Annotated in this window: 11 protein-coding genes, 1 tRNA gene and 1 pseudogene; 4 read left to right on the plus strand and 9 right to left on the minus strand. The window is 33.3% G+C overall.

Translation table 11 applies throughout. From position 1 onward, the window contains the following. Nucleotides 1-6: 6 nt before the first annotated feature. Nucleotides 7-423, minus strand: coding sequence for a DM13 domain-containing protein (locus EKM05_RS12595; protein WP_126555800.1), 417 nt, complete (start codon nt 421-423; stop codon nt 7-9). 167 nt (nt 424-590) lie between these two features. Between EKM05_RS12595 and EKM05_RS12600 the strand changes: the two genes are divergently transcribed. Further along, nucleotides 591-2,078 (plus strand): aminotransferase class V-fold PLP-dependent enzyme, encoded by a 1,488-nt coding sequence (locus EKM05_RS12600; RefSeq protein ID WP_126555803.1) that lies wholly within the window; start codon nt 591-593, stop codon nt 2,076-2,078. Between the two features lie 85 nt (nt 2,079-2,163). Here the strand turns inward: EKM05_RS12600 and EKM05_RS12605 are convergent, their stop codons facing one another. Beyond that, nucleotides 2,164-3,033, minus strand: a complete 870-nt coding sequence (locus tag EKM05_RS12605; protein ID WP_126555806.1) for a lysophospholipid acyltransferase family protein — start codon at nt 3,031-3,033, stop codon at nt 2,164-2,166. Nucleotides 3,034-3,147: 114 nt separating this feature from the next. Between EKM05_RS12605 and EKM05_RS12610 the strand changes: the two genes are divergently transcribed. Together EKM05_RS12610 and EKM05_RS12615 are read left to right on the plus strand one after the other, a co-directional pair. Next, nucleotides 3,148-3,786 (plus strand): rhomboid family intramembrane serine protease, encoded by a 639-nt coding sequence (locus tag EKM05_RS12610; protein ID WP_126459787.1) that lies wholly within the window; start codon nt 3,148-3,150, stop codon nt 3,784-3,786. Between the two features lie 50 nt (nt 3,787-3,836). Further along, complete coding sequence (locus EKM05_RS12615; RefSeq protein ID WP_126459784.1) at nt 3,837-4,523, plus strand: SIMPL domain-containing protein; 687 nt, start codon at nt 3,837-3,839, stop codon at nt 4,521-4,523. 117 nt (nt 4,524-4,640) lie between these two features. Here EKM05_RS12615 and EKM05_RS12620 read toward each other — a convergent pair. From EKM05_RS12620 to EKM05_RS12640, 5 genes and pseudogenes are all read right to left on the minus strand, one after another. Beyond that, a tRNA-Tyr gene (locus EKM05_RS12620) sits at nt 4,641-4,721 on the minus strand. A gap of 174 nt (nt 4,722-4,895) precedes the next feature. After that, a pseudogene (locus tag EKM05_RS12625) lies at nt 4,896-5,282 on the minus strand (TlpA family protein disulfide reductase); the annotation flags it as partial. An 18-nt stretch (nt 5,283-5,300) separates the two neighbouring features. Then, entirely contained in the window at nt 5,301-6,074 is a 774-nt protein-coding gene (locus tag EKM05_RS12630) for a DUF4369 domain-containing protein (protein ID WP_126555812.1), read from the minus strand. Between the two features lie 375 nt (nt 6,075-6,449). After that, complete coding sequence (locus EKM05_RS12635; protein WP_126451435.1) at nt 6,450-6,890, minus strand: KTSC domain-containing protein; 441 nt, start codon at nt 6,888-6,890, stop codon at nt 6,450-6,452. A gap of 173 nt (nt 6,891-7,063) precedes the next feature. After that, nucleotides 7,064-7,309, minus strand: a complete 246-nt coding sequence (locus EKM05_RS12640; protein ID WP_126451436.1) for a hypothetical protein — start codon at nt 7,307-7,309, stop codon at nt 7,064-7,066. A 265-nt stretch (nt 7,310-7,574) separates the two neighbouring features. Between EKM05_RS12640 and EKM05_RS12645 the strand changes: the two genes are divergently transcribed. After that, nucleotides 7,575-9,197: an amidase gene (locus tag EKM05_RS12645; protein WP_126451437.1), complete on the plus strand. Its 1,623-nt coding sequence runs from the start codon at nt 7,575-7,577 to the stop codon at nt 9,195-9,197. Nucleotides 9,198-9,669: 472 nt separating this feature from the next. Here EKM05_RS12645 and msrB read toward each other — a convergent pair whose 3' ends face one another. Together msrB and EKM05_RS12660 are read right to left on the minus strand one after the other, a co-directional pair. Beyond that, the gene (msrB, locus tag EKM05_RS12655; RefSeq protein WP_126514806.1) at nt 9,670-10,059 is read right to left on the minus strand and encodes a peptide-methionine (R)-S-oxide reductase MsrB; all 390 of its coding nucleotides are present in this window, start codon (nt 10,057-10,059) and stop codon (nt 9,670-9,672) included. Nucleotides 10,060-10,097: 38 nt separating this feature from the next. After that, a complete protein-coding gene (locus tag EKM05_RS12660; protein WP_126555815.1) occupies nt 10,098-10,964 on the minus strand; it encodes an alpha/beta fold hydrolase in 867 nt (288 codons plus the stop codon). Nucleotides 10,965-11,081: the final 117 nt, after the last annotated feature.

The raw sequence follows: 11,081 nt of genomic DNA on the forward strand, positions 1-11,081 counted from the left end.
ATAAATTTAATTTTGAGACAATTGCGCTACTGCAAAAAGATGACTGTATTGCTGACAATGAATCAGCACATATTTATAATCACTAATATTTACTTGAGGAGGAATTGCATATACTGTTGACGAGGTTAAATTTCCTAAATTCACAAAATCTGAAGGGGCAGCGGTTTTAGATAAATATACTTTTAAATCCGGGCCATTGGAAATACTAAAATTGTCCAAGCGTACTTCATTTTGATTGGTATTCAAATACACTTTGGCTGAACCTGAAACCTTAATGCCTGATGTAGGCATAAAATCTCCAGTAAATGCAGATGTACTATTTTCAGGAAGTGAGGCTTGTATAGCTGGATCACGCGTCAAATCTCCTTCCACTTCGCAGGAGAGCAGTAAAATAAATAGTGGGAGTATAAAAATTTTTTTCATAATCAGGATTGGTTATTGATTATTCAAATGTATAAGGAATGTAAATTAAACTTTGTCAGCTACTTTACATTTAAGAGAAGATTAAAAACACTAGAATCCACTTTCCATAAACTGAAAATATTTTTTCTGCAAAAAAATAATACCTTTGAACTCAAATCAGGAATTCTATGATAACTAAAGAAGTACCCACCCAATTAGAACAATATTTTCAACAGTTTCGTAAAAATATAATTGGAATTGATCAAGAATTTGAGTCACCTTACGGACCAAAAAAAATTATATACACGGATTGGACCGCCAGTGGTCGTTTGTATCGTCCTATTGAAGAAAAATTAATGAATGATTTTGGCCCTTTTGTAGCCAATACTCATACTGAAACTACCGTTTCGGGAACTGCCATGACTAAAGCATACCATCAAGCGCGCCATATTATCAAACACCATGTGCATGCCGGCAGTGATGATATTTTGATTACTGATGGAACAGGAATGACAGGTGTAGTCAATAAATTTCAACGAATTCTAGGTTTGAAAGTACCCGAAAACCTGAAAGATTTTATTACCATCCCACCCGAAAAAAGACCAGTTGTTTTTATTTCTCACATGGAACACCATTCCAATCAAACGTCTTGGCTAGAAACTATTGCTGATGTTGTAGTAATTCCCTCTACTGAAGACGGATTGTTCAGTATGGAGAATTTAGAAATAGCATTGAAAAAGTACAAAGAGCGACCTTTCAAAATAGCGTCAATAACTTCTTGTTCAAACGTAACGGGAATTAAAACACCGTATCATGAAGTGGCAAAAAGAATGCATCAAAACAACGGACTTTGTTTTGTTGATTTTGCTTGTTCTGGACCATATGTAAAAATTGATATGCATCCGGAAGACATTGAAAGTCAATTGGATGCCATTTTTTTTTCGCCTCATAAATTTTTGGGAGGACCTGGAACCTCCGGGGTGTTAATTTTTAATAAAAAGCTATATCAAAATTTAATACCTGATAATCCTGGAGGAGGAACGGTAAGCTGGACCAATCCTTGGGGAGAGCACAAGTATATTGATAATATTGAAGATAGAGAAGATGGAGGAACTCCTGGTTTTCTTCAGGTTATAAAAATTGCACTGGCGGTTCAATTGAAAGAGCAAATGGGAATTGAGAATATCTTGAAGAGAGAGCATGAAATTGTGGATTATATTTTCTCAGAGATAGGAGCGGTTTCTAATATTAAAATCCTTGCAGGGCAGCATCACGACAGGTTAGGGGTTATTTCTTTTTTTATAGAAGAATTACATTTTAATTTAGGGGTAAAGTTATTGAATGATAAATTTGGAATACAAACCCGTGGCGGGTGTAGTTGTGCCGGAACATACGGACATTTTTTATTGCATGTGGATCAGGAAACCTCACACAAATTAATTGACGAAATTACTTTGGGGGATTTAATCAGAAAACCAGGTTGGATCAGAATGTCTATTCATCCTACAACTACAAATGCCGAAATTGAATTTGTGTGTAACGCAATAAAAGCATTGGCTGAAAAGCATAAAATTTGGGCTTTGGATTATGATTATAATTCGGCTACAAATGAGTTTATAAATAAAAATACACGCCATTTAGAAGATGAATTGGTAAAAAACTGGTTTTCTTTATAGAAGTTGCTGTTTTAAGAAACTAAAAAAATCACATATCATAAACGCTATTGTTTCTAATGTGTGATTTTTTTCTGAATACGAATTACTACCGTCTGTGTTTCCATCGTTTATGCGTCCAAAAATAATATTCAGGAGCTTCCAGAATTTGTTTTTCTACTTCCCGTAAAAAAGTATTGGTGATTTCAAAATCGGGAATGGATTTTGGATCATCTGTTATAGGGACAAAAGTAGCTTCATAAAATCCTCTTTTTACTTTTTTTACTTTTACAAAAAGGACATTGAGATCGTATCGTTTGGCCAGCATTTCAGCTCCGGTATGCACTGGAACTTCAATGCCCATAAATGTATCCCAGTGAAAGGCTCGATCTAGTTTTGGGGATTGGTCGCTGGCTAAGCCATACATGAATAATATTTCTTTTTGTTGATTTTCTGCCATCAACGGGATCGCTCTTTTTGTTTCGACTAATTCTGCATTGTATTTGGATCGAATATCTCGTAGTAATTTATCAAAGTATTTATTGGCAATTTTTTTATAAACGCCTATTCCTTTAAATATTGTTTTTTCATTTACAGATAATAACCATTCCCAACTTGCATAATGGGAGGCTAATAATACAGTGCTTTTCCCTTTATCCTCATATTCTTTAACCAGTTCAATATTTGTTATTACAAATCGTCGGTTCATTTCAGCAGCTGAAATAGTCATGGTTTTTATCATTTCCAGGAACATATCACACAAATGGTGATAGGATTTTTTTTCGATAATAAGACGCTCCTTGAAACTCAGATTAGGAAAAGTAAGGGCTAAATTTTCTCTAACTGTTTTTTTTCGATACCCTATAATATAATATACAATCAAATAGATACAATCCGAAAACCAGTATAAAATCCGAAAAGGAAGAATAGAAATGACCCACAAAAAGGGAATGATTAAGATGTAAATAAGAAATTGCATGCCGTAATTTTTTTGACAAATATAAGGCAAAAATATAGATTGATATAAATTTGGACCGCATACAAGATGGTATTTGAGAAAGACTATCTTTACAATTCACAATAAACATACTTTATGAATACCATTTTAATAGCAATAATTGTTGTAAATGTTTTGATTAGTTACAAAGGTTTTAATGACCTTTCTTTTTTTAGAAAATATGAATTCCATATTGGAAGTATTCGTGCAGGCGAACAAATACGGTTGTTATCGTCTGGTTTTCTTCACGCAGATATGACTCATTTGATTTTTAATATGCTGACACTGTGGTTTTTTGCACCGGTAGTCATCAGTTATTTAGGGAGTTTTTCATTTATACTGGTGTATTTTGGAAGTTTAATTTTTGGAAGTTTATTGACGGTATTGTTTCATAAAAATGATTACGGGTATAGAGCTGTAGGTGCTTCTGGAGCCGTAACTGGGGTTTTATATTCGGCCATATTGTTACAGCCAGACATGATGTTGGGAATCTTCTTTATTATCCCAATGCCTGCTTATATCTTTGGAATCCTTTATTTATTGTATTCAATCTACGGAATGAAAGCTAAGAATGATAATATAGGTCATACCGCCCATTTTGGAGGCGCTGTTGGCGGTTATTTGATTACACTTGTCAACGAGCCACAGTTATTAGTGGATCATGCTTTAATGGCAGTTTTATTAGCCATTCCTATAATTATCCTGTTCGTAATGGCAAAAATGGGAAAATTATAATGGCACAACTTTTGAAAAGAAGTTAACACAAACAATTAAATGATAAAAAAATGAAAAAAGCACTATTAATCTTGTCTATTTTATTTATTTCAGTGTCCTACGGGCAAGAAATCAAACAAGTTCCTCAAATAAGCGTAAGTGGCGAAGGAAAAGTAAAGGTTGTTCCGGATCAAGCAAGTATAACGGTGACTGTTGAAACAAAAGGGAATAATGCCAAAGACGTCAAAAAGCAAAATGATCAAAAGATTGAAGCTGTGCTTAAGTTCATCAAAAAAATGAACTTGGCTCCTGCAGATTATAAAACGCAACGTGTTTCGTTGAACCCACAATACGATTACGAAAAAAAGAAACACAGCTATAATGCAACACAAACAATCGAAATTGTATTGAAGGATTTATCAAAATATGATGAATTGATGGAAGGTTTAGTTGACGAAGGGATTAATAGAATTGATACTGTTGTGTTTGAATCTTCTAAGTTGGCCCAATATCAATCTGAGGCTAGAAAATTAGCGATGAAAGAGGCTAAATTAAAAGCAGAAGATTATGTTTCAGTATTAGGACAAAAAGTAGGACGTGCCATGATCATATCAGATAATTCACAAAATTATAGCCCACAACCAATGTATGCTGCCATGAAAATGGAAATGAGCGATACTAGAGTTTCAAGAGAAACGATGGCGGTAGGCGAAATCAACATTACGGCTAATGTAACGGTAAGTTTTATTTTAGAATAGAAGAAGCTGCAAGTATTAAAAAATTCCGTTCAAAATATCAATTTGCTAAGATTTTTTTGGATTAATTTACAACAGTAGTATGTAAAAAAAAACTCTTCAATCGCTTGAAGAGTTTTGTGGGGAGAGCAGGATTCGAACCTGCGAAGTTTACACAGCAGATTTACAGTCTGCCCTCGTTGGCCGCTTGAGTATCTCCCCAAGACTCAATAAGCAGTGCTTATTGTGCTAACCGGATGCAAATATAAAAACTGTTTTCAAGTTTCCAAACTATATTAGTACTTAATTTTACTATTATTTTTAAAGCATTGGTATTGAATAAAATAAAAAAATCTCCACTAGGGAGATTTTTTTTATTTGTACGATATAAGGTGTTTATTGTTCTAAAAGCTCAATTATTTTGGCTCTAAGGGCATCTCCTCTTAAATCTTTAGCCACAACATTTCCGGATGCATCCAGGATAAAAGTGGCAGGTATAGATTCTACTTTATACAAAGCAGCAATTGGTTCGTCCCAAAATTTCAAATTTGAAACCTGATTCCAGGTCAACTTGTCTTTAGCAATGGCTTCTTTCCAGGCTTTGGCATCTTTATCTAAAGAAACACCAATAATATTAAGACCCTTACTGTGTAACTCTTTATAGATGGCCACAACATTTGGATTTTCTTGACGACACGGCCCACACCATGATGCCCAAAAATCAACTATTGTTACTTTTCCTAAACTTTCTTTCAGAGAAATTATTTTCCCTTGAGGATTAGGGCCTGAAAAATCTGCTCTTCATTTACCATCAGTAGTTGGAGCAGTAGCTGGAGCGGTAGCGCCTACAGCAGCCGGTGCTTTCATTTCAGCTAGTCTGGTTTTGATAGCAATTCCAGGCTTTGTTTTTTTCAATGCTTCTTCTAAACTGTTGTATAACTTTTCAGATTTTGCAACATCAGCACTAGGATCGTTTAACATTCCTTGGATGATTAGCGCTGAAATAAAAGATTTAGGATGTGTTTCAGCATACGCTAAATACTTTGCTTTTGAAGCAATACCAACTTCTTCTTGAAGTTTAGAAAATTCCTGCATCAAATTATTGATCACAATGGTGTCCTTACTTTGTTGAGCAGCTTCCATTGCTTGCATGTTTTTGTTTTGGAAATCCATTAGTTTCTTTTGAACTTTAGTGATTTCCTCGTTGAAGGTTGCGTATTCATCATTGTTATACGTTCCTGAAACTTTAGATTTTTGAATACTGTCTTTATTTATGGCAATCGTTACTTCTCCATTTTCTAATATGAAAGGTATTTTAGCCTGAGCCCCTTCTAATTGGATTGTATAAAACGATGGCTCTGTAATAGATCCTTTCATCTCAAATTTACCGTTTTCAACTTTTACGGTATCCTTAGCAATAAGTCCCATGCCATTTGCATCTTGTGTTTCTAAGATAATTGTTTTACCATTTTCAATTCCTGTTGCAGTCCCTGAAATAATGTATTCATCTTTGCCAACTTTGCTACAAGATAGTAAAACAACAGCAGCCGAAAGTAATAAAATTATTTTTTTCATTATTAATTAGTTAAGTTAAGAGTGCAAAAGTATTTAAATTTTTAATTGATATATAATTTTACAACCTAAATTTTTGTTATTATTTTTCATTCTTAATTAGGATTTAGCATTTATTTTACAAGTAGTTATTTTACTTCCTTCTTTGAATATAAAACCTTTTAATCATGATGTGTTTTGTTTGGGACAATCAATTTTTTTTCAATTAAGATTTATAAAAAAATAGCGAATAAATGGGATTTAAAACACTTTCTAGACGAGTTATTTAGGTTTTGCAAGCAGGCGTTTGTATATTGCTATTTCAGAACGGGACAAGTCCAAAATAAAAAAACATCCTTTTTTTGAAGGATGCTTTTTTATTTTGGACTTTAAAAAAAATTAATCTTGATTGATTGTTTTTCTCCAAGTAAAGGAATTCAGGATGTGTCTTTTTGCAAATCTTCCAGGAGATTCAGCATTTACCATTTTTACGTAAGTAGCTTTAGGCACACTAATATATTCGTAAACACTTCCATTTGAAAAATTGATGATCAATCGTCCTTCCACGAACTTATAATCTGTAATTTTTGCAGTTGCAATAGTTTCAGTGTATTCCGGTAAGTTTTGTTTTAGAGTTTCAGGATTGATACTCACTAAGAAATGATAAGCTTCAATAATTTTTTTACTGTTTTCTTCAGCTGCTTTTAAACCAGTTTCATCTCCTTGAAATTTATCAGGATGCGCTTCTTTCATCGCATTACGATATATCGTTTTCAAATCTTTCAGCTCTGCAGTTTTGTCTACATTTAGCAGTTTTCGGTATTCAACTATTTTTTTCATAAATAAGGTAACTACTTGTCTTTTACTATAAAATCAATGTGATTTAATTTCAAAAAGCGACAAATTTTTTGCAAAGGTACACTTTTTTTTATTTTTTTGGTTTCAGACCAATAGATTTTTAAAAAAAAAGTCTTTTGAAACGATATATTTAAGGAATAAAAACTAAAAAAGTTTTATTGTTGGGGCTTATTGTTTGCTTTATCGAAATTTTTGGATTTTTTCGGATATTTATTATAACTGATATCACTCGGATTTTCGATGATTGATTTTATCGTAATCCAATCTCCAATACTGTGTTTTTGAGCCATTTTATAGTCCAGAAGATAGGTACCACAAAAAAAATTGTTGTTTTCATCTTTTTCTATGATTCCTGTATAAACTCCTTTTTGCAGCATTTGTTCTTGTGAAGACTTTGTCATATCAATTTGATTTTATATAATTCTAATTGGCAAAGTTAATCAATTATTGAATGTATTGCTACAATTAAGCCTGACTCTATTGCTTTTAGTATTCTAGTTTTTTATTCCAATTTTATTCCATTGTAAACTTTAACTTTTATTTCATTAATAATGAACTGATTTTATCAAAAAAAAACTAATTTAGAAGTTAAATTGAATGCATCTATTTCAAACAGTGTTCAATGTTAACGAAATTAAAAGTATATAAATATTTATTTGACAATCTATGAAAAGAAGATCTTTTTTGACTACCGCAACACTTGCATCTGCAGGTTTAACTACTTTTTTGATTACAGGCTGTACCTCCGGTACCAAAAAGAACGAAAATTTAGTATCTGTTGAAGATTTTAATGCCGTTTTTGAACTAGACGAAGAAACCATCAGCAGTGTTAGGGAGAAATTAATTTCTGGTAAATATACTTCAGAACAATTAGTGCAATTATACTTAAAACGGATTGAAGCTATTGATACCAATGGGCCTCAATTGCATTCAGTCATCGAAGTCAATCCAGATGCATTGGCTATAGCTCTTGCAATGGATAAAGAGTTAAAAGCAGGTAAAAGCAGAGGTCCTTTGCATGGAATCCCCGTTTTAATAAAAGACAACATAGACACAGCTGATAAAATGCTAACCACGGCTGGATCTTTGGCAATGGCAGGAAATAGTGCTTCAAAAGATGCTTTTGTCGTTAAAAAACTCAGAGAAGCCGGCGCAGTAATCATTGGAAAAACAAATTTAAGTGAATGGGCTAATTTTCGTTCTACCCAATCCTGTTCCGGTTGGAGCAGTAGAGGCGGTCAGACTAAAAACCCCTATATTTTAGATCATAATCCGTGCGGTTCCAGTGCTGGTTCAGGAGCAGCAGTCTCAGCCAATCTTTGTGTTGTTGCTGTTGGGACAGAAACGGATGGTTCTATTGTTTGTCCAGCTTCGGTAAACGGAGTTGTAGGGATTAAACCTACTGTAGGTCTGGTTAGTCGATCTGGGATTATTCCAATTTCAAAAACACAAGATACGGCTGGTCCAATGGCCAGAACCGTAACGGATGCTGCTATTTTATTAGGCGTAATTGCTGCTGTAGACCAAGATGATACTGTAACCCTTGAAAGTAAAGGGAAAGCACAGAAGGATTATACAACTTTTTTAGATAAAAATGCTTTGAAAGGCAAGCGTATTGGTATTGAAAAAAAGCCACAAGGAAATAATAAATACATTAATGCACTTTTAGATGCTGCTGTCAACCTGCTAAAAAAACAAGGGGCTATTATTATCGAAATTGACTATTTGGAGAAAATTAATGCTTTGGGTCAGGCCGAATTCGAAGTTTTACAATATGAATTTAAAGATGGATTGAATACCTATTTGGCCACAGCCAATGCAAAAGTAAAAAGTTTGAAAGATGTTATCGATTTTAATACTGCTAATGAAGATAAAGCAATGCCGTATTTTAAGCAAGAAACATTAGAAAGTTCTAATGCTAAAAAAGGATTAGAGGACAAAAAATATCTGGAAGCATTAACCGTAAGTTTCGAAGGAAGTAAAAGTGTGCTAAATACAGTTTTTAAAGAAAATAAATTAGACGCTATTTGTGGAATCACCATGGGACCTGCTTGCAGTATTGATATGATCTACGGAGATCGTTGGGGAGGATATTCTTTAACTTCTCCTGCTGCAGCAAGTGGATATCCACATATTACAGTTCCTTGCGGACTGGCTTATGATCTACCCGTTGGTTTATCATTTTTTGGTATGCCGTATACAGAAGGGAAATTAATAGGATTGGGCTATGCGTATGAACAAGTATCTAAAAAGAGAATAAAACCGGGACTTAAACCTTCTTTTTTATAATATTTCATAGGTATTTAAAAGGGTAAAAGGGTGAATTACTTTTTACCCTTTTATTTTTTTTATAATACTGACAAATGGAATTAATCGGTTATTCCGGACATTTGGGCTGAGGCTTAGAAATTTCTCTTCCTCAAAAGGAAATAGCCATCCTAATTTCGCCCCAAATTTCTTTTGGTAAAACTTGCAAGAGTTGTTTCTCAGCTTTGATTCCGTCTTCGGATTCTGGGATTAATCAAATTCTGGGCACTACTCTAACTCCAACGGATGTTTTTTGCCTATATAAGTAAGTCGAAAGTTTAAAAGTCGTAAAGTCAAAAGAATTAACTTTAAGTAAAACAGCTTTAAATCATATTGTTACATAATTTTATCCTGATTTTAAAATACGACATTATACCATGGTTATTACTTGTTTGTTATAATGATTCTAAATTTTTATCCCATTCCGTTGCAATTTTCAAATAAATCCGTATCACTATTCTTTGAAGTCCACTGATAAAGAATTCACGCAATAGCGTTGTCCGGTTTTTGTAGGTCCGTCATCAAAAACGTGTCCTAAATGGCTGCCACAATTAGCACAAAGGATTTCAGTGCGTTTCATACCAAGAGTTACATCAGAAATATATTCTACTTTTCCAGGAATGGATTCGTCAAATGAAGGCCAACCGCAATGGGCATCAAATTTAGAGTTGCTTTCGAACAAAGATTCACCGCAGGCACCACAGCAATAGGTTCCTTTTTCGTAATGTAAGTTATAAGTTCCAGTATGTGGGTATTCAGTTCCTTTTTGTCGAAGAATTCTATACCGTTCTGCTCCTAATTTTTCTTTCCATTCTTGTTCTGTTTTTTCTAAAGGATATTTCATGATTATTTTTTTATTAATTGTATAGTGTTGTATTTCAATTATTTATTTTGGATGAATTGAACTGTTTTTTCAATTACTTTAAGGTTGCCTAGAATCTTTCTATGTCCTAATCCGTCTGTTAATAGTAACTCTCCATTTTTTAAATATTTATGAATGTGAATTCCAGCCTTTACGGGAACTTCAGGATCAAGGTTATCATGTATTACTAAAATAGGAATCGCTGTTTCTTTTGCAGCCAAAAAAGCAGAATAACTATTCATTTTTTCTCCGTATTTTTTTTCGAAATGCAAACGCAAAAGAGTACTTACACTTGGTTTCAATTGTAATTTTGCCACAAAATCATCTATAATATCTTCTACAACATCACCACTGCCAATCACTACGGCATGATTTACTTTTAAACCTTTTTTTATGGCGTTCAAAACGGACATTCCTCCTAATGAATGACCAATAGCTGCTTCAAAGGGCCCAAATTGCTTCTCTATTTCTAAAATTGTATCAATAAAGTCGACCATAATAGTCGTTTTTCCAGGTGATTTTCCATGTGCAGGAGCATCAAAACTGATCGTAGAATATCCGGCTTTAAGCAATTCATCCGCTATTTTGAATAATTGAGTTCCACGTCCTGACCAACCATGAACTAATAAAATTTTCTTGTCACTTTTTCCATATTCATATACAACAACTTCTTTGCCAATTGCCGGAATTGAAATTAATTTTTGTATACTATTTCGATCCATTTCTAACTCTCTTTTTGGAATCTTATGTTTTATGGGTGTAGTAAACAGTTTAGCTGCAAATAATGTAATTAGTTTTGGTGAAATAAAAGAGATTAATTTACTGGTTAATAAAATAATTTTAGGAATTTTCAATGATTGGGTATGATTAGAAGACTTTTTTGTCATTTTAATAAATTTTCAAGCAGGTTATTATATTATAATTTTTTTTTAAGTACATGACAAAAAGCAAAACAGATTGTTTTCCAAAGATTTGAATCCTGTTAAAAGAAATTTTGACAAGTA

It is taken from the genome of Flavobacterium sp. GSP27, assembly GCF_003970395.1.
Lineage (GTDB): Bacteria > Bacteroidota > Bacteroidia > Flavobacteriales > Flavobacteriaceae > Flavobacterium.

What these genes read in the sequence shown, in the direction of transcription:
- EKM05_RS12630 (WP_126555812.1), bottom strand. Translation starts at nt 6,074, where the DNA reads ATGAAAAAAATAATTTTATTACTTTCGGCTGCTGTTGTTTTACTATCT.
- EKM05_RS12640 (WP_126451436.1), bottom strand. Translation starts at nt 7,309, where the DNA reads ATGACAAAGTCTTCACAAGAACAAATGCTGCAAAAAGGAGTTTATACA.
- msrB (WP_126514806.1), bottom strand. Translation starts at nt 10,059, where the DNA reads ATGAAATATCCTTTAGAAAAAACAGAACAAGAATGGAAAGAAAAATTA.
- EKM05_RS12660 (WP_126555815.1), bottom strand. Translation starts at nt 10,964, where the DNA reads ATGACAAAAAAGTCTTCTAATCATACCCAATCATTGAAAATTCCTAAA.
- EKM05_RS12610 (WP_126459787.1), top strand. Translation starts at nt 3,148, where the DNA reads ATGAATACCATTTTAATAGCAATAATTGTTGTAAATGTTTTGATTAGT.
- EKM05_RS12645 (WP_126451437.1), top strand. Translation starts at nt 7,575, where the DNA reads ATGAAAAGAAGATCTTTTTTGACTACCGCAACACTTGCATCTGCAGGT.
- EKM05_RS12605 (WP_126555806.1), bottom strand. Translation starts at nt 3,033, where the DNA reads ATGCAATTTCTTATTTACATCTTAATCATTCCCTTTTTGTGGGTCATT.
- EKM05_RS12615 (WP_126459784.1), top strand. Translation starts at nt 3,837, where the DNA reads ATGAAAAAAGCACTATTAATCTTGTCTATTTTATTTATTTCAGTGTCC.
- EKM05_RS12635 (WP_126451435.1), bottom strand. Translation starts at nt 6,890, where the DNA reads ATGAAAAAAATAGTTGAATACCGAAAACTGCTAAATGTAGACAAAACT.
- EKM05_RS12595 (WP_126555800.1), bottom strand. Translation starts at nt 423, where the DNA reads ATGAAAAAAATTTTTATACTCCCACTATTTATTTTACTGCTCTCCTGC.
- EKM05_RS12600 (WP_126555803.1), top strand. Translation starts at nt 591, where the DNA reads ATGATAACTAAAGAAGTACCCACCCAATTAGAACAATATTTTCAACAG.